The organism is Acidobacteriota bacterium, assembly GCA_009861545.1.
GTDB lineage: Bacteria > Acidobacteriota > Vicinamibacteria > Vicinamibacterales > UBA8438 > WTFV01.
Genome location: VXME01000067.1, coordinates 57,538 through 77,107 on the forward strand (window position 1 = coordinate 57,538; position 19,570 = coordinate 77,107).

Sequence of the window (19,570 nt, forward strand, 5' to 3'; positions counted from 1 at the left end):
GACCTTTTTCGGGCGTTACGCCTAACCGCGGCCTGCCGTTGCCCCGGCGCTGAGCCGCCGGCGTCACGCGCGCCGCGCGACCGGCCATTCCCGCAGCAGCGGCGGGACGATCCGCCGCCCGGCCCGCAACGCCGCGGCAACCGACCGCAACCGGCGCTCGTCGGGTTCACTCCACACGAACCCGTAACGGTCCCGCATCGGCGCCGGCAGCAGACCGACGGTCGTCAGCCGACCCAGCCACCGCGCCGGCGCGGCCAGTAACCCGCCCGGCGGCGCCAGCAGGGCCGCCGCCAGGCTCCGCGCCTGCTCCCCGACCGCAAGCCTGCCGTCCTGCTCCATCTCGTCCAGATAGCGCTCGAGCCCGGCCGTCGTTTCCGGCAGCGTTCCTGCCGGTATCCCCAGCCGCGGACCCAACTGCGCCGCCTCGGCGCAGTAACGATCCCTTTCATCGGTCGTCTGCGGCCCGACGAACAGGGCATACGTTCGAAGCTGACTGTCGATGAGGGTGGAGTGGACCCACGTGAGCAACGCCGGGTCGGTTGCATCGTAGGGGGTGCCGGCCGGGTAGCGGCCGACGCTCCGCCCCAGGCGGCCGTGCACCCGCCGGTGAATCGCGTTGATGCGACCCGTCGTCTCCCGGAGCTGCTCCTCGGTTCCGAAGGTGAGCGAGAGCATCGCCCCGATGGTGCGGCGCATGCGCTCGACGTACGCCACCGGCCCGGCGTCGAACCGGCTGTGTCCGCCGACCCCGGCCGCGACCAGGGGATGCGCCAGTTGCATCAGAATCGCGCGCCCCCACCCGAGCACGACGACGGCCTCCCGGTTGACACGGTGCGCAATCACGACTCGTCATGGTACCGGACGCGTGCCCGATCACCGTGTCATATGATCAGCCGCACGCCGCCGAGCTCGGCCAGCCCGTAGACGAAGTGATCGCCGGGGGAGCCGATGAACATGAAATTGGCCGGCACCTTCCATTCCTGCGAAAGCCGTTGGATCAGCTCGGGCCCGAAGCGTCCCCTGATCACGACCAGCTCGATGTCGACCTCCGGATAGGCCTCGTCGAGAAACCCGATGTCCCGTTCCAGCCTGGGTGCAGGGTCGTCGCCGTCGCCGACCACGGTGACGACCTTGATTCGGCTGGTGTGTTCGTTCTTCAACACGTACAGCACCACCCGGTTCAGGTTGTGGAGGTTGTCGCCGCGGCTGAAGAAGACGAACTGCTGGCTGTTGATGGCGCGGATGCGCTCCTGCAGCGATTCGGACAACCCGCCGGTAATCCTTCTGATCTTCTCGCTGACCGCCTGCACGACGAAGAGGCAGGCCTTCAGCAGGCCGATGCGTCCCAGCATGATCGCCACGACCAGCAGCGTCGGAACCAGGTACTCCACCAGCACCCACACGTAGTCGGGGTTCATGAGGACGTTGCCCGCCAGCCCCAGCATCGTGAGTGCAATGGCGAGAATCACGGCCGGCCAGGCGGCGCGCTCGGGGCGGGGAAGGCCGGCGCGCTTGACCTTCAAGAGAATGTTCCCGACCCCGAACAACGCCATCACCGACAGGAACGAGAGCGTGTAGACCCCGGCCAGCGCTTCGAGCTCGCCCTCCGTGATGAACAGTATCGACACGCAGACGCAGAAGAACAGGACGATGATGCGGTGATAGGTGCCGCGCGGACTGCTCTTCAGCAGGAACTGCGGCAGGCAGCGGTCCAGGGTCATCCGCCGCACCAACCCGGTCACTCCCACGTAGGAGGTCAGAACGGCTCCGCTCAGCACGAGAATCGCGTCGACCGAGATCAGCCAGGCGAGCCATTCACCGGCCGCGATGCCTCCCATGTGCGCCAGCAGCGCCTCCTCGTGCGACGCCACGTCCGGAATCGGCACCAGCGCCAGGGCCAGCAGGGCGAGCGTCGGGTTGAGGACGCCCACCGCGACCCACATGTTGCGCAGCGTCCGGGGAAAGACGCCCTCGGCCTGCTCCTCCACGAAGTTCGCGGAGCTCTCGAACCCGGAGATGCCGAGCATCGAGGCGGCGAAGCCGAAGAAGAGCGCGGCCATCAGACCCTGCTCCGACGGCAGGGCGAAGTTGGACGAGAGAACCGTCAACCCGTTGGTCAGCAGATAGAGCCCGCCCGCCAGCAGCAGCACCGCCAGCGTGGCGAGGTGGAAGAGGAAGATGCCCACCGCGACCTTCGACGACTCGGTGATGCCGACGATGGTCAGGAGCATGAACGCGGCCAGGAGCGCGACCGTGGCCGGAATGACCGGCAGCGCCGGCCAGATGCCGTGGCCGTAGTGCATCGCTTCGTTGGCCGAGATCACGGCGGTGGCGGTGTACGACAGGATGGTCAGGCACGCGGCCATAGAGGCCAGCAACTTGCTCGTCGTGTTGAGCAGCGCGTTGTAGGCGCCCCCGTTCAGCGGCAGCGCGCCGACCACCTCGGCATAGATGCGCCGATACAGGAACAGGACGCCGGCCACCACCAGCAGCGAGACCCAGGCCCATTTGCCGGCGTAGATGATGGCCAGCGCCGAGACGTAGAGGCAGGACGAGGTGATGTCGTTCCCGCAGATCGCGGTGGCGGGCAGCTCCCGCAGGCCCCCGCGCTTGTGCTCCGTGACGCGTTCACGCATGAAAACGCCGGGAGTATAGCCCGCGCACGTCCGTGCGCGGGCCGGCGGGAATGGATTAGCGCCCGAACGAATAACGCAAACCGAGCTGCGCCTGCCAGCGGCTCCGCAGGTCGTCGCGCGTGAAGCGGTCCCCGGCGAATCCCGCCCGCGCCGGCGTATTCAGGCTGTAGACGTAGCGGCCGGTCTCGGGATCGACGCTCGATCGCACCGGCTGCAGGTTCTGGAAGAAGGCGAACTCCACCAGCCCGCTCGCGCTGCTGAAGGCGTTCACCAGGTTCTGGACATCGAGAAAGACCTCGACCTCGTTGCGGCCCACCGGCACGTCTACGCCGACGTGGAAGTCGAGCGCGTGAGTCCAGGGGCCGCGGCACGCGTTGCGCGGCACGATCGCGCCCGCGGTGACGTCGCAGCCGTCGGTCAGGAACCGCATCAGGTCGTCGAAGGACCCGTCGGTGACGATCACCTCGCCGGCGTCGCGCGGCACGTAGAGCAGGTCGTTGCCCCGTGTCCCGTCGCCGTTGCTGTCGCTCCCGTCCAGATAGCTGAAGGGCCGGCCCTGCTGGACGTTGTAATAGGCGGCCAGCGTGATGCCGGCCGGCCCGGCCGGAATGCGATAGGAGCCGGACAGGTTGAACCGGTGCCCCGGCGAGAAGTTCGAGATGCCCAACGGAACCGCGTTGGGGTTGCCCGCGTTGTAGTTGTAGCGCCAGTTCGAGGTGGCCTGGCTCGACCCGCCGTCGTTGACCGAGCGCGATTCGCCGTAGAGATACGAGCCGCTCAGGAACCAGTTGTCGCTGAACCGCTTGTCGAGCTTCGTGGCGATCGTCCAACTGCTCCCCTCGTGGGTGTTGGTCAGCAGGACGACGTTGCTGAAGTCCCGGTGCAGCCGCCCGAAGGTCGGCCGCCCGTCCGGCGCCGTGCCGCTCTCGACGAGGTTCAGGTTGCGGTAGTCGATGTCCTGCAGCGTCTTCGAGAAGAGCAGCTCGACGCTGCCGATCAGGTTGAGGAATCCCAGGTCCCGGTCGTAGGCCAGGTTGCCGCGCAGGAGTTGCGGGAAGCGGTAGTCGGGATCGACCAGGTTGATCTCGTTGGTGGACGCCGAGCCGATGTCGATCGGCTGGCCGTTCGGATCGGCCGAGAAGGGAATCCGGTTGTCGGGATCGAAGAACACGCGGATGCGCTGGAACTCGTTGCCGCTGTTCGAGTACTGGTTGGACAGCCAGACGTACGGGGTGCGCCCGTGGAACAGCCCGAGGCCGCCGCGTACCTGCTGCCGCGCCGCCCGGCCGGGGCTCAGGTCGTAGTTGAACCCGATGCGCGGCGACCAGTTGCGGGTGGCCGGCACCACGTCGGTGCCCCGCCCGTACAACTGCTCCACAAGCGGGTTGGCGGTAGGCGTGTCCGGGAAGATCGGTGCGTCCAGGCGCAGCCCGTAGGTCAGCGAGAGGTCGTCCCGGACCCGCCACTGGTCGCCCGCGTAGAACCCGAGCTGGTAGACCCAGAACTCGGCCGCCTGCCGCGGGTCGCTCGTGCGCGAGAAGCTGTAGCTGTAGGACTGGGCGAGCTCCTGCGCGAAGAGCTCCGGACTGGCGAACTCGTAGACCCCGAAGTTGTCGCGGATGAACAGGTTCCGGAACTTGAAGAGCTCGTTGTGGGTGCCGATGGTGAACTGGTGCCGGCCGCGCACCCAGGTCAGGTCGTTGTGGATCTCGATGATGTCCTGGTCGAGCGCGTTCGCCGTCGAGAACTGCTCGGTGCCGAAGCGGATCTCCTCGCCCCCGTCGAGGTCGATGGTGACCTGCGGGAACGGCGCGGTCCGCGGGCCCCGGCGGTCGCGTATCCGCTGGAAGCTGATGCGCGCCTGGTTCACCGCGCTGCCGAACGTGCTGTCGAGCTGGCCGACCGTCGAGTTGGTCGCGCTCTCGAACAGGTAGAAGTTGTCGGTGAAGCGGTAGCGGAAGTTCGACTGCGACCCGACGTCGGCGGCGCCGTTCACGTAGTTGTGGCGCAGCGAGAGGCGCTGCCCCGGCGCCAGGTTGACGTCGGTGCGGACGAAGAGCTTGTCGTTGGGGTTCCCGCGGATGATCTCTCCGAACCCGCCGGGGACGTCGTAGCCGTAGCGGCTGTTGGCGATCTGCACGATGCGCTGCGCGGCGGCCAGGCGGCCGAAGTCGACGCCCGACGATCCGTCGAGCGAGTAGCCCACCGGGGTCTCGCGCCGCTGGCTCTCGAAATTGGCGAAGAAGAAGGCGCGGTTGCGGGCCAGCGGGCCACCGACGCTGGCGCCCTGCTGGCGGTCGAAGAAGGTGGCGATGGGCACGTCGTCGACGCCGCTGCCGACCAGGCCCTCGTTGCGGCTGTAGAAGTAGCCGGTCCCGCTGAAGGCGTTCGAGCCGCTGCGCGTGATGACGTTGATGCCGCCGCCGGAGAAGCCGCTCTGCCGCACGTCGTAGGGCGCCACCACGAGCTGCAGCTCGCTGACCGCGTCGAGGCTGATCGGCTGCGTGTTCGCCTGCCCGCCCGGCGTCCCCTGCCGCGCGAGGCCGAACAGGTCGTTGTTCACCGCGCCGTCGATCTGAATGTTGTTGTAGCGGCCGCTCCGGCCCGCGACGCTGAGGAAGCTCTCGGAGTCGGCGTTGCGGCTCGTCTTCACGAAGAACGGGTTCACGCGCGCGAAGTCCTGCAGGCTGCGCTCGAGGGTCGGCAGGGTCTCGATGACCCCGGTGGCGACCCCCGCGGTCGTCCCCGAGCGCGACGGCGAGAACACCTCGCTCGCCGCCGCGACCACCTCCACCGTCTCGGTCAGCGTGGCGAGCTGCAGCGTGACCGGCACCTCCGTGGCCTCGCCGAGGGCCACGACGACGCCGGAGAGCGACCGCGTCCCGAAGCCGCTCATCGCGACCTCGAGGTCGTAGGGCCCGACCTGCACGTTGAGCAGGTCGAAGCGTCCGTCGGCCCGCGTGAAGGCCTCGTATCTCGTGCCGGTCGGGGCGTGCACCGCGACCACCCCGGCCCCCGGCAGCACGCCCTGCTGCGCGTCGCGCACGACGCCCCCGATCATGCCGGTCGTGGCGTTCTGCGCCCCGCCGACGGCTGCCGACCCGAGCAGGGCCGCGACCAGAGTTGTTCCTGCAATCCACTGCGTACGACGATTCATCTCAGGTAGACCTCCATGGATTTGCAGTGTACGGGGTCGCTGTGTCCGCCGCGCAACGGCATCGTACCGGGCCGCGAAAATCGGCAGGAGCGCCGAAACCTGCAATGCACCCGGCGCAGCGCCACGCGCGCCTGCCCGCAAGCCTTGGAGCGCCCAGCCGTCAGCGACCGTGCCGACTGCTAGACTCAGACACTGAGCGGCCCCACGGCACGGCCGTCGGAGTTGTGCGCCGCACGAGAATCGCACCCCGGAACGGAAGGACGAAATGGCCATCAGCGACAGTCTGCTGCCGGAATTCGATCAGGAGATCGCGGGCGCCCGCAGGACGCTCGAGCGCGTGCCCGCAGACAAGTTCGACTGGCGGCCGCACCCCAAGTCGGGCACGATGGTCTGGCTGGCCGGCCACCTCGCCAACCTCCCCTCGTGGGCGCCGCTGACCATCAACCAGGACGAGCTGGATCTGGCGCCCGGAGGCAAGCAGATGGACCCGCCGCCGCCGCCCGCCGACACCGCGGAGCTCGTAGCGACGTTCGACCGGCATGCGGCCGAGGCTCGGGCCGCGATCGCCGCCGCCGGCGACGCGGACCTGATGAAGCCGTGGACACTGCTGAGCAACGGCCAGACGCTGATGACCCTGCCGAAGGTGGCGGTGCTGCGCAGCTTCGTCATGAACCACCTGATCCACCACCGCGCGCAACTCGGGGTGTACCTGCGGCTCAACGACATCCCCGTGCCGTCGATCTACGGGCCGTCGGCCGACGAGGCGCCGCCTGGTTTCTGACCGACGGGCGACGAAGGGTGACAGCGAGGCTTCCGACACCGCGCGCCCGGCGGTAGGCGCCAGCCGGTGTCGCGCGCTAGTCGGCCCGCAGCGTCGCGAGCGGATCGGCCTTCGCGGCCCGCCGTGACGGCACGAAACAGGCCAACAGCGCCACGCCCGCCAGTAGACCGCCCGTGAAGGCATACACGACGGGGTCGGTCGGACTGACGTCGACGAGAAAACCGGCGGTGAGTCGCGCGGCGCCGGCAGCGGCGGCAGCGCCGAGCGCCAGCCCGAGCGTCGTGAGCGCGACGCCTCGACCGAGCGCGAGCCCGACGATGGCTGCAGAGGTGGCCCCCAGGGCGGTGCGGATGCCGAACTCCTGCTTCCGCTGGACCACCGCGTGCGACACGACGCCGTAGAGTCCTACCGTCGCGAGAAGCAGGCCGAGCATACCGAAAGCCCCGATGACCGCGGCCCCGACGCGCACGCTGACCAGCATCGCCATCGAGCGCACCACGCCGTCCATGGCGCCGGCATCGAGGATCGCCAGGGTCGGATCGTGCCGGCGAACCGTCTCGGAGACCATCGAGATTGCGGCGCTGACCGGTCCGTCCGTGTGCACGTGCAGCGTGGCCGCCCCCATCAGCCGGGGCCCGAACGGATAGAGGACGAACGGCGGCCGGTCGAACGGCGACTGCGACATGTGCGCGTCACGCGCCACCCCTATCACCTCGAATGGCGCGTCCCCCGTGTCGGCGTTGACGATCCGGCGGCCGACCGCGTCCTGTCCGGGCCAGAACCGCCGCGCCGCGCTCTCGCTGACGACAGCCACCCGCCGGTCGCTCTCGCCGTCTTCCTCACGAAACCCGCGTCCGCGGAGCACCGGAATGCCGACGGTGGCGAAGAAGCCCGGGTCGACGCTGTTCACGGCGACGATGGCCGCGTCGGGCTCGGCCGCGGTGCCGCCGTCCAGGGTGAACACGCTCCCCGAGCTCCGGCCCGGCGACACCGGCGCCCTGCGCGCCCAGCTCGCCGACCTGACGCCGGGCAGGGCGGCGACGTCGTCGACGATCTCCCGGTAGAGCGCACGGGCCTGCTCCGGGTCGTATCCCTGGGCGAGCGGATCGACCGACAGCACCAGGAGATCGTCGGTTCGAAAACCGAAGTCGATCGCACGGGCGTTCCGGCTGCTCTGCACGAAGAGCCCGGCGCAGACCAGGAGCACCATGGAGACGGCGACCTGGACCACGACGAGCCCGTTCGTAAGGCGCCGGCCCGGGGCGGCCCCGCCGGAACCGCGGCCACCCGAGCCGATGGCGCGCGCGAGATCCATCCGCGTCGCGCGCAACGCCGGCGCGAGGCCGGCGAGCAGTCCGGCGGCGATCGCGATCGTCGCCGTGAATCCGAAGACCCGCCAATCCAGGGACGCTTCGAAGCGCAATTGCTCGATGCCGGCGCCCATCGCGGCGCCGGCCATGACCAGATCGGCGGTCCATAGCGCGGCGACTCCACCGCCGACTCCGCCTGCCAGCGCCAGCAGTACGCTCTCGGTGACCAACTGCCGCACGAGCCGCCGCCGGGTCGCACCCAGGCCCGCGCGCAGGGCCATCTCCTGCCGCCGCGCGACGCCGCGCCCCACCAGAAGGGTGCCGACGTTGGCGATGGCGATGAGCAGTACGAGCGAGGCGAGGGCCATCACGACGGCCATGAGGGGCGCCGTGTGGCGCGACGCGCCGGGGATCGGTCTCGCGTCGCGCTCGGACACGACGTAGAGCTCGCTGTAGCGGCTCGCGTCCGGGTACTCGGCGGCCAGCGCGCCGGCGAGCACGTCGAGCTGGGCGGCTGCTTCGGCGACCGTGACGCCGGACCGCAGGCGTCCGGTCAGGATGAACGACTCCGGAAGCCGGTTGGTCAGCAGCTCCGACCATCCCGGCTCGACCAGCGCGCCCTCGGTGGCAGGGACGAACAGCTCGGTGGGCACCAGGCCGTTGGTCCCGATGAAGTCCTCCGGCGCGATCCCGATGACGGTCATGTTCGCGGGCCCGAGGCGCACAACCTGTCCGATGACCGCGGGGTCCCCGCCGAACCGCGACTGCCACGCGTGATGGGCCAACACGACGAACGGCGCGTCGCCGGGACGGCGTCCTTCTCCGGGAAGGAACGTGCGGCCGCGCACGGCGCTCAACCCCAGAACGTCGAAGTAGTTGTCGCTGACGTATTCGATCCAGATCTGCTCCGCCGCGCGGCCGTCTGTCGACAGCAGCTCTTCGGCCAGGGTGTGGGCCGCCAGACCCTCGAAGACGTCGTTGCGCTCCCGGTAGTCGAGGTATTCGGGATACGACAGTGCGTGCGGGAACTCCGAGGTGTGCTCGTCGAGCTGCGCCACGACCACGAGCTCGTCGGGGTCGGGCACCGGCAGGGGCTGGAAGAGCAAGGCTCTCGTGACGGTGGCGACCGCGGCGGTGGCGCCGATGCCGATCGACAACGTCAGCGCCGCCGCCGCCGTGAACCCGGCGCGGCGCAACAGACCGCGCACCCCTGTTCTCACATCGGTCCGCAGGTCGTCGAGCCACGGCCAGCCCCGCTGGTCGCGCAGCGCCTCCATCGCCTGGGGAAGGCCGCCCAGGCGCACCCGCGCCATCCGTGCAGCCTCTGCATGGGAGTAGCCCTTCGCGCGAAGCTCCTCCGCCGCCTGTTCGAGATGGAAGCGCAGCTCGCGCTCGAGATCGTGATCGGCCGGGTTGCGCCGGAGAGCGCCCCACAGACGACGCAGGCACTCACGAAGGACGGTCATCGTGAAGCCACCTGGTTGAGGGTGCCGTGAAGGACCTCCGCCCGCAACGACTCTCTATTAGGCATCCCAATGAAAGTATCGCACGTTCCGTTAGAATGTCAAATAGAATGCCGGGCCGATCCCCGAGATCGTCCGCACTTCCGTACGGGAACGAACGCGGCCACCGGGACGGGGGAGACGGCAGTCGGCGTTCCGTGCCGGGATCGTGCTACGGTTGCCCCACCATGCCGAACGCCACACCGATCCGCTCGACAATCGCCCGCCGGCCGCTCGTCCCGACGATGCTTCTGGCCGTCGCCGCCGCCCTCCTCGCGCCGACAACGGTGGCCGCCCAGGCCGATGCCGCGGACGAGTTCGTGCCGGTGACCGACGCGATGCTCCAGGACCCGGCCGCCGGCGACTGGCTGACCTGGCGCCGGACGCTGGACGGCTGGGCCTACAGCCCGCTGGACCGGATCGACCGCGAGAACGTCGGCGATCTGCGCATGGTCTGGACGCGCGCGCTCGCGCCGGGGCGCCAGGAGGGCACGCCGCTGGCGTATGACGGCGTCCTCTACATGCCGCAGGCGAGCGACGTCATCGAGGCGATCGACGCGGCGACCGGTGACCTGATCTGGGCGCACCGCCGCGACCTGCCCGAGGACGTGTACCAGTACGTCGGCGGCAACTCGCGCAACAACCGCAACATCGCGATCTACGATCGGTTCATCATCAACACCAGCGACGACAGCTATGCGTTCGGACTCGACGCCGCGACCGGCGAGATCGCCTGGGAAACGCAGATCTTCGACTACCGGGAGACCCCTGCCGGGCACAGCTCGGGGCCGATCATCGCCGACGGCAAGGTGATCTCCGGGCGGAGCTGCCGCCCCGCCGGGGGCCCGGAATCGTGCGTGATCGTCGCGCACGACGCGCTCACCGGCGAGGAGCTGTGGCGCCGCCGGACCGTGCCGGCGCCCGGCGAGCCGGGCGACGAGACCTGGGGCGGCGTGCCCTACGAGCAACGGGTCCATGTCGGCACCTGGATGCCGGCCAGCTACGACCCCGAGCTGCGCCTCATCTACCAGGGCACGTCGGTCACCTCGCCGGCCCCCAAGTTCATGCTCGGCGGCGTCGAGAACACGCACCTGTACCACAACTCCACGCTGGCCCTCGACGTCGACACGGGCGAGATCCGCTGGTACTACCAGCACATGAACGACCATTGGGACCTCGACCACCCCTTCGAGCGCATCCTGCTCGACACCGCGGTCGCGCCCGACCCGGACGCAGTGAGCTGGATCAACCCGCGCATCCGGCCGGGCGAGGTCCGCAAGGTGATGACCGGCATCCCCGGCAAGACCGGCCTGGTCTACACCCTCGACCGCGAGACGGGCGAGTTCCTCTGGGCCACCCCGACGATCGCCCAGAACGTGATCAGCCACATCGACGGCGCGACCGGGGCGGTGACCGAGAACGCCGAGGTGATCTTCACCGCCGAGGGACAGCAGGTCCTCGCCTGCCCCAACATGCACGGCGGCAAGGACTGGGAGGCGGGCGCCTACAGCCCGCTGACCAACACCATGTACATGCCGCTGCGCAACATGTGCCAGCGGCTCCTGGCAACGACCTCGCCCGACGCCTCGCACCGCATCTACGCCCTGGCCGTCCGCCACGAGCTGGCGCCCGGCACCGAGCAGCTCGGCACCGTCTACGCCATCTCCGCGGAGACCGGCGAAACGAAGTGGCTGCACCAGCAGCGGGCCGCGACCCTGTCGCTCGTCGCCACCGGCGGCGGCCTCGTCTTCGGCGGGGACGCGAACGGCCGCTTCCGCGCCTTCGATCAGGAGACCGGCGAGGTACTGTGGGAGATCAACCTCGGGTCTCCCGTCTCCGGCTTCCCGATCAGCTATGCCGTCGACGGCCGGCAGTACATCGCGGTGGGCACGGGACCGGCCGCGACCACGGCGAGCTTCCTGCAGTTGACGCCCGAGCTGCGCCCGAGCAACGGCAACAACCTGTTCGTCTTCGCGCTACAGAACTGATATTTCTGTAACCTGTTTATTTACAAACCAGTTACTGAAATACAGAAACGACATTTGCCACGTACGTTACCACGATGTCAGGACCACCGAGCTGAGGTCCCACGTCAGGTTCCGGTGTTCCGGGTTCCGGCCGTTCCGGCTTGCGGCAACCGGTCTGTGAGGGTAATGGCCAAGCACCATGAGCTGTGTCTTGACGAGCTGCGGGAAGAACTGACCGAGGTCAGGCGAGGCGGGGATAACTTCTGGCGCGATCGCCTTTCTGGAGAGGTGGATCGCCTCAGAGTGAGGCTCGGCGTCGGGGCCGTCAGTGTCGTTCGCGGCGAGGACGATGCCAGATGCTGTTCCGACCTGCCTGGATACAGCCGGGCCGCTGACCAAGCGTCTCAAGACTCATCATTCCTTCGTCAGCGTCGCGTTGAGGCGGAACTGCCCACACTCGGCGGTCTCTACCACCTGGCCGAACGTTGCCGTCCCGTCCGAGAACACGAGTGACATGGTGACGCCGTGCTCGCCGCAGTCGGGGTCATTCGCCGCCTCGCTGACAAAGCTGTCGCCGGGGAACATGAACTCTCCGGCCTCGTTGATCGTTCCGGTGACCGTCCCGATCTCCTCAGTCTCGCCGAACAACGACATCGAGCCGCTCACCGTCACCTGCGAACCGGACTGGGTGACATCGATCCGCATGGTGCCGTTGATCGGCTCCTGACCAAGCTCGTCCACCACGAGCACTACGGTCCCCGAGTAGGCACCGGCGACATCGGGGTACGGTGACGGCGCTGCGGGACTGGAACCGTCGCACGCTGCGACGACAATCGCGAGCCCGAGAAGCAAGCGCGGCATGTCCTGAGTGAGCAAGTTGGGTCGCATGTTCCTGATTCTATAGTGATCAACTGCCACCGCCAGGTTCACCCGCTCCGCGCACGCGATGGCGGCCGCACGCGCCAGCTCGTTCTGTCAACAACGCTTCCTCTTCGTGTGCCCCGCCAATTCCTGCACGCTGCAGAGAACATCGCGGCGAAGGCGTTGCTGCGTCAGCTTGCTGAACCAGTTCTCGACGAGGTTGAGCCACGAACCGCTGGTGGGCGTGAAGTGCAGTTTGAAGCGCGGGCGAGCGGCCAGCCACTTGCGAAACTTCTTGTGCTTCTCGTCCACGCACAGCGCCACGGCCTTGTTCGGCGGGTTCAGGTAGAGCCCGACGACGTCGGTCAGCTTCTCGACGAAGGCCGGGTCTTTCGACAACTTGAACGTCGTGATGCGGTGCGCCTGCAGGCTGTGCGCGTCCCAGATGCGCTGGACGGTCGAGCGGCTCACCCCGGCTGCCTTGGCCATCGAGCGAAAACTCCAATGCGTGGCGCCCGGCGGCGTCTCGTGCAAGGTGGCATGCACGATGGCAGGACCTGGTGGGCTGTGATCTCGGGCTTGCGTCCGCGGCCAGAACGTACCTCCCCAACCGAATCGAGTCCATCGGTGAGAAGCGCGCGCGCCAGTTCAACACCGTCGGCCGGCTGATGTCGAGCGTGCGAGATGCGACTGTTCGCCGCGCCGTCCGCCGGCCATCCGGCTTTCGCGTGCGTGAGGTCGGAACATCCGTCATCCTGGAACGGGCTGCGGCAGACCACCCAGCCGTCTATTCGCTGGCTCCCTCGGCAATCATCACGAGCGCGGGCAGGACGAGGAGAGTGAAGGCTCCCGACAGGATCAGGCCGCCGATCATGCTCACGACGAACGGGACGACGAATATGAGGTCGTCGCTGCGTTCGTAGAGCAGGGGAGACAGCCCCAGGACGGTGGTCGCGGTCGTCAGGAGCACGGCCCGGAAGCGGATGCGCGCCGCCGCGGACGCCGCCGCGATGGCCGGGAGCATCGCGTTCTCCAGGCGAATCGTGTTGTAGCGATCCAGCAGCACCAGGGCATCGTTGACAACGACCCCGAAGACGGCGATCAGCCCGAGGAACGACATGGCGCCGAGATCCCACCCGAGCACCCAGTGCGCGAGGACGGCGCCGGCGAACGACATCGGGAAACCGGCGACGGCAACCAGCGGCTTCCAGTAGCTCCGGAGAAACGCCGCCATCAGCGCGTACATCGCGATGAGCACGACGGGGACCAGCAATCCCAACGTCTCCACCATGGCGCGCTCGTCACGCTCCCCGCCTTCCGGCCCCACGGTCAGGCCGGGGTACTTCGCGCGCAACTCCGGGACGATCTCCTGCACTACCCTGCGACGCGCCTGGTCGGGGGTGATCACGGCCGCGTCCGTTCGCGCTTCCACCGTTGCGGTCCGGATGCCGTTGATGCGCATCAACGCCGCGAGCTCGCGACTCTCGGTCAGATTCGCCGCCATGGACAGTGGCATCTCGCCGCCGCCCGCCCGGCGGACGCGCTCGTCGGCCAGCTCCCGCAGACTGCGGCGCCGCTCGTGCGGGTACCGCACCATGACCCGCAGTTCTTCATGGCCGCGCTGAATCCGCTGGACCTCCATGCCGTGGAAGTTGGCGCGCAACTGCATGCCTATCGCGGCCGGCGTCAGTCCCGCCGCCTCGCCGGCCGGGGTGAGCTCGATCTCGATGTGGCGCTTGCCGAGCGACAGGCTGTCCGCGATCTCGTAGACGCCCGGAATCGTCGCCAGAAAGGCCTGCAACTCGGCGGCGGCCTTCCCCAGCGTCTCCGCGTCGTCGTGCTGGAGCGCATACGCGACGGTGGGCCTGGGACGAACGCCCGTGGTCCGGATCTCCATCCTCTCCACCTGCGGGAGCGCACCCATGTTCCGGCGCCACGCCCGTTCCATCTGCGCGGGCGACGCCTGACGGACCGGCCGCTCGTTGAGCTTGACCTGCACGCTCGCAAGGTGGCTGCCGTTGGGATCCTCCGGGTCCGTCACCGTCGACGTTCCCGACGACACGACGTTGCCGACGAGCATGCCGAGCGAATCGAACGACACTCCCGGAAGCTGCTCGTTCATCGCGTACGCGGCATCCACGACCTGCTCGGCCGCAGCGCGGGTCGTCCCGAACGGCGTGCCGACCGGCAGACGCAGGTCCACCTGCACGTTCTCGGTGGGGTTCGTCTCCGCATCGAAGACGATCACGCGAACCGTCTCGCTGCCGAGCAGCAGCAGGGCGAACAGCACCAGCGCGGCCCCGCCGGCGAGCGTCGACGAGACGTGGCGCACGGACCAAGACACGGCCGGCGCCACGGTACGATCGCGCATCGCGTCTATCCCGGCGCATACACGGTCCTGAAGCGTACGCAACGGCTCCAGACTCCAGCGCTCGTCGTGCGAAAGATGGGCCGGCAGGATGAAGAACGCCTCGATGAGAGACACGGAGAGCACGATGAACGCGACATACGTGAATACGTAGACCAACTGGATCACGGGCGTGGTCACGAACAGAAACGGTACGAACGCGAGGAGCGTGGTGCATACGCCGATGGTTATCGGACCCATTACCGCCCTGGCGCCCGCGGCGGCCGCCGCCGCCCCACGCCTGCCCTTGTCGCGTTCGGTGATGATGCTCTCGCCTACCACCACGGCGTCGTCCACGACGAGGCCGACCATCAGGAAGAAGCCAATCAGCGTCCCGAGGTTCAGGGTCAGGCCGGCCGGACCGAAGAACAGCAGGGAGCCGATGAAGGAGAACGGGATGCCGACCGCAATCCAGGTTGCGGCGCGCAGGTCGAACACGAGCAGGAGCAGGACGAAGACCAGGATCGCGCCGGCCAACGCGTTTCTCGCAACCGCCGACATCCGGTCGACGGCCGGCTGCGCCCGGTCGTCCCAGACGCTGAGTGCGACATCGGGCGGCGGCTCGTAGCCTGCGAGCCAGCCCCGGATGTCGTCGGCGATGTCGATGATCGACTGCCGGTCGGTCGCGTCGACGCGCACGAACACGGCCGGCGCGCCATTCACCTCGGAGACGATGTCGTCGTCGACGAACCCGTCGCGGATCCGGGCCACGTCGCCCACCGTCACGATGGTCCCGTCGAGCCGCGTGATGAGCGGAATGTCCTCGAACTCCTCGCCGATGCTGCGCTTGGCGACGGTGTGCAGCACCACGCCCCCGGACTCGGTGCGCAGCTCCCCGAACGTCAGGTTGAGGGATGCGCGTTGCACCGCGGCGGACACCTGGGCGGTCGACAGGTCGTTGCGCCGCAGCTCTTCCTCGCTGAGCTCGATTGCTATCTCCCGGTCACGCGTGCCACGGAGCGTCACCAGCGAGATGGACGGCAGCTCCAGCAGTTCGCTGCGTACGTCTTCGGCCGCCAGTCGCAACTCGTTCTCGCTCACGATCGACGACGAGACGGCGAGCGTCATCGCCTCGACGGACAGCCGCGCCAGCTCTATCTGCGGCCGTTCCGCGTTCTGCGGCGGGAAGTTCTCGATGGCGTCCACCGCATTCCGCACCGTGTGCAGTACGCTGTCCGCATCGGCGAAGGTCGCGATCTCGATCCTGGCGAAGCCCACGCCTTCGGTGGCGGTGGCCACGACCCGCTCTACACCGGCCAGACCGACCACGCTCTCTTCCACGCGGCGAACGATGTCCTCCTCCACCTCCCGCGGCGATGAGCCCGGCGACGGTACGGTGACGGTGACGGTCCGCAGATCCATGGCGGGGAAGTTCTGAACCGGGAGCAGGAGCCCCGATGCAAGCCCCCCCGCGATGAAGACCAGCATCATCAGATTGGCGGCGACGGGATTCTCAGCGAAGTAGCCGATCGGACCGGTCTTCGCGGCAGCCTCCGGCTGAGGCGTCGGTTCGGTGCGTGTAGTGCTCATGGCCGCCTGCGGTGACGAGTTCAGGTTTTTCCTGCCGAGCGAATAGCATAGACGCACGTGAGCGTCAACGTGACCGACTCTCCATGCCGGCCGGGAATCGACTCGGGAACGTGCCCGCGCAGGCGGAACGAACCGGTCATGGTGGCGAGCAGCCGCGGTCGGCGAGAGGCGTCATGAATCGCGCGATCGGCTGGCTGGCCCGCAACCCGGTTGCCGCGAACCTCTTGATGATGCTGATCGTCGTGAGCGGCTTCACCGGCGCCGCGGCGGTCACCGAAGAGGTGATGCCGGAGATCGATCTCCGGCGCATCGGAATCCGGGTGCCCTATCTCGGGGCGGCGCCGGAGGAAGTCGAGTCCGGGGTCGTCGTTCGCATCGAGGAAGCCGTCCAGAACATCGACGGCGTGCGGCAGATCGTGTCGACCGCGTCCGAGGGCGGCGCGTCGGTGATCGTGGAGCTCGAGTCCGGCGCCGACTCGCAGCGCGTGCTCGACGAGGTGACGAACAACGTCCAAGCCATTACGACATTTCCTGTCGAGACGGAGAAGCCGATCATCCGCGAGCTGATCTCCCGCAACCAGGTGACGGACATCGCCATCGCCGGCGCCACCGACGTCGCCACGCTGAAGTCGATTGCCGAGCGCGTGCGTGACGGGTTGTTCGCCCTGCCCGAGGTCGGTCAGGTCGAGATCGTGAGCGTTCCACCGTACGAGATCTCCATCGAGGTCTCGGAGGTGGCGCTGCGCCGGCACCGGATCACGTTCGACCAGGTGGCGGACGCGGTGCGACGCTCCTCGCTGGATCTGCCCGGCGGCTCGGTACGCAGCGCACGCGGCGAGATCCTGCTGCGCACCGTCGGGCAGGCCTACCGCGGCGAAGACTACGAGAGCCTGGTGCTCTGGACCCGTCCGGACGGCAGCCGCCTGCTGCTGGGCGACGTGGCCACCGTGGTCGACGGCTTCGCGGAGACCGATCAGCGCTCCCGCTTCGACGACGTCCCCGCCGTCACGGTGTCGGTCTACCGCTCGGGCGAGCAGAGCGCGCTCGACGTCGCGGCCGGGGTGCGCAGCTACGTCCGGCGGGCGGATGCCTGGTTGCCCGCAGGGATAACGCTGACGATCTGGCAGGACCAGTCCGAGGTGCTGACCGACCGTCTGGCGATCATGCTGGGCAACGGCGCCGCCGGTTTCGTCCTCGTGTTCGTCGTCCTGACGCTGTTTCTGGACATTCGCCTCGCCTTCTGGGTCAGCCTCGGGATCCCGATCTGCTTTCTCGGCGCCCTCGCCCTGATGCCGAACCTGGGCGTGAGCCTCAACATGGTCTCGTGCTTCGCCTTCATCCTGGTCATCGGGATCGTGGTCGACGACGCCATCATCGTCGGCGAGAACATCCACCGCCACCAGCAGCGGCATGCAGACAGCCTGCGCGGCGCCATCGAGGGAGCACGCGAGATCGGCAAGCCGGTGGTCTACGCCGTCCTGACGACGGCGGCGGCGTTCCTGCCGCTGTTGTTCGTACCGGGCGTTTTCGGGGCGCTGTTCCAGGTCGTTCCGCTGGTCGTTCTTCCCTGCCTGCTCTTCTCCCTGCTCGAGTCGCTCGGCATCCTGCCGGCCCACCTGGCGCACGGCCGGCGCCGCGACCGGGCCGGCCCGTGGCGCCGGTTTCAGCAGCACATCGCCGGCGTACTCGGGTGGATCGTCCGCAGGGGCTACGAACCGGCCCTGGACGCCGCGCTCCGCTGGCGCTACGTCACGGCGGCCATCGGGTTGTCCACGCTGATCCTCAGCGGCGGCGTCGCGCTCGGCGGCTGGACCAGCTTCCAGTTCGCCCCGTCGGTCGAGAACGAATTCATGACCGCCTCGATCACGATGCCGCTGGGCACGCCGGCCGCGGCCACCTCGGCGGCGGTCGCGAGATTCGAGGCGGGAGCCGCACGGCTCCGCGCGAGGTTGGAAGCGGAGACCGGCGTCGACTACTTCCGGCACGTGGCGACGACCATCGGCGACCAGCCGGTGCAGGCGAGCGGCGGTGGTGGCCTGGGACGGATAGACGCCGACCTCGTGGCCGCCTCCCACGTCGGCGAGATCACCATCGAGCTGGCCCCCACGGAGACACGCTCGCACACCAGCGAGCAGCTCGGCATCCTGTGGCGCGAGGAGACCGGCAGGGTCGCGGAAGCGGTCGCGGTCGATTTCCACACGTCGCTGCTGAGCTCCGGGGAGGACGTCGACGTGGAACTGTCCGGGCGGGACCTCGAACGTTTGCGGGAGGCCGCCGACGCGCTCAAGGGGCGGTTGGCCGAGTATGCGGGCGTCTATGCGATCGCCGATTCGATGCGCACCGGCAAGGCGGAGATGCGGCTGGCTATCCGTCCCGCCGCCGAGACGCTCGGGTTGACGCTGCAGGACCTGGGACGCCAGGTCCGGCAGGCGTTCTACGGCGAGGAAGCGCAGCGCATTCAGCGCGGGCGGGACGACGTCCGCGTCATGGTGCGCTACCCCCGCGAGCAGCGGCGCTCGCTCGGCAACCTGGAGAACATGCGCGTCCGCACGCCGGAGGGTGGCGAGGTCCCCTTCAGCCAGGTGGCGCTGGTAGAGCCGGGGCGCGGCATTGCCTCGATCCGGCGCATCGACCGCAGCCGCGCCGTGAACGTGACCGCGTCGGTCGACCCGCAGGTCGCGTCGACCTCGGACCTCATCGCCGATCTTCGGGAGCGTATCCTCCCCGAGGTGCTCGCCGAATTCCCCGCCGTGTTCTACACGTTCAGGGGCAATCAGGAAGCGCAGGAGGAAGTCGTGAGCGGCCTGCAGGTGGGGTTCGTGCTGGCGCTGATCCTGATCTTCGGGCTGCTCGCGATCCCGTTGCGGTCGTACGCGCAGCCGCTCATCATCATGGGCGCCATCCCGTTCGGCCTCGTCGGCGCGCTGTGGGGCCATCTGGTGATGGGGCTCGACGTCACGGTCACGTCGGTGCTCGGCTTCGTCGCCCTGACCGGCGTCGTGGTCAACGACAGTCTGATCATGGTCGACTTCATCAACCGGGAGCGGAACCTCCCCGCCGGAACCGGTGCCCCGGAAAGCCGCCCGCCCTCTGCGCCGCAATCCGCCCCGGCCGGTCTCGAGCACGCCATCCGGCAAGCCGGCGGCCAGCGGTTCCGTCCCATCGTCCTCACGTCCCTGACCACCTTCGCCGGCCTGGCGCCGATGATGGCCGACCGCAGCATGCAGGCGGCGTTCCTGATCCCGATGGCGGTCTCGCTGGCCTTCGGCGTACTGTTCGCCACCGTCATTACGCTGTTTCTGGTGCCGATCGCGTACGCGATCCTCGACGACCTGCAGCGCCTGCCGCGGTTGGTGTCGGCATCGCTCGGAGCCGCGCCACGCATGTCCCGTCCTGCTTCCGACGCCTGACGCGGCGCG

The 19,570-nt window shown here is 68.6% G+C and carries 10 protein-coding genes; 3 read left to right on the forward strand and 7 right to left on the reverse strand.

The window, feature by feature from the left end:
• Positions 1-63: 63 nt before the first annotated feature.
• From F4X11_10655 to F4X11_10665, 3 genes are read right to left on the reverse strand one after another with little or no spacing between them, the layout of a single operon-like run.
• Complete coding sequence (locus F4X11_10655) at positions 64-843, reverse strand: DUF2236 domain-containing protein (GenBank protein ID MYN65473.1); 780 nt, start codon at positions 841-843, stop codon at positions 64-66.
• Positions 844-881: 38 nt separating this feature from the next.
• Positions 882-2,636 carry an APC family permease gene (locus tag F4X11_10660; protein MYN65474.1) on the reverse strand — a complete coding sequence of 585 codons (1,755 nt, stop codon included), beginning with the start codon at positions 2,634-2,636 and terminating at the stop codon, positions 882-884.
• A 55-nt stretch (positions 2,637-2,691) separates the two neighbouring features.
• On the reverse strand, positions 2,692-6,066 hold the full coding sequence (locus F4X11_10665; protein ID MYN65475.1) for a TonB-dependent receptor: 3,375 nt from the start codon (positions 6,064-6,066) through the stop codon (positions 2,692-2,694).
• On the opposite strand from F4X11_10665, the gene F4X11_10670 reads away from it, so the two are divergent.
• Positions 6,059-6,574, forward strand: coding sequence for a DUF664 domain-containing protein (locus F4X11_10670; protein ID MYN65476.1), 516 nt, complete (start codon positions 6,059-6,061; stop codon positions 6,572-6,574). The two genes, F4X11_10665 and F4X11_10670, sit on opposite strands and share 8 nt — an antisense overlap.
• 76 nt (positions 6,575-6,650) lie before the next feature.
• Here the strand turns inward: F4X11_10670 and F4X11_10675 are convergent, their stop codons facing one another.
• Positions 6,651-9,350: an ABC transporter permease gene (locus F4X11_10675; GenBank protein MYN65477.1), complete on the reverse strand. Its 2,700-nt coding sequence runs from the start codon at positions 9,348-9,350 to the stop codon at positions 6,651-6,653.
• 224 nt (positions 9,351-9,574) lie between these two features.
• On the opposite strand from F4X11_10675, the gene F4X11_10680 reads away from it, so the two are divergent.
• The gene (locus tag F4X11_10680) at positions 9,575-11,374 is read left to right on the forward strand and encodes a PQQ-binding-like beta-propeller repeat protein (GenBank protein ID MYN65478.1); all 1,800 of its coding nucleotides are present in this window, start codon (positions 9,575-9,577) and stop codon (positions 11,372-11,374) included.
• Positions 11,375-11,767: 393 nt separating this feature from the next.
• On the opposite strand, the gene F4X11_10685 is transcribed toward F4X11_10680, so the two are convergent.
• The 3 genes from F4X11_10685 to F4X11_10695 form a co-directional block, all read right to left on the reverse strand.
• Positions 11,768-12,241, reverse strand: coding sequence for a hypothetical protein (locus tag F4X11_10685; protein MYN65479.1), 474 nt, complete (start codon positions 12,239-12,241; stop codon positions 11,768-11,770).
• Between the two features lie 87 nt (positions 12,242-12,328).
• Positions 12,329-12,760 carry a hypothetical protein gene (locus F4X11_10690; protein ID MYN65480.1) on the reverse strand — a complete coding sequence of 144 codons (432 nt, stop codon included), beginning with the start codon at positions 12,758-12,760 and terminating at the stop codon, positions 12,329-12,331.
• 241 nt (positions 12,761-13,001) lie between these two features.
• A complete protein-coding gene (locus tag F4X11_10695; GenBank protein ID MYN65481.1) occupies positions 13,002-16,151 on the reverse strand; it encodes an efflux RND transporter permease subunit in 3,150 nt (1,049 codons plus the stop codon).
• An 83-nt stretch (positions 16,152-16,234) separates the two neighbouring features.
• On the opposite strand from F4X11_10695, the gene F4X11_10700 reads away from it, so the two are divergent.
• The gene (locus F4X11_10700) at positions 16,235-19,561 is read left to right on the forward strand and encodes an efflux RND transporter permease subunit (GenBank protein MYN65482.1); all 3,327 of its coding nucleotides are present in this window, start codon (positions 16,235-16,237) and stop codon (positions 19,559-19,561) included.
• Positions 19,562-19,570: the final 9 nt, after the last annotated feature.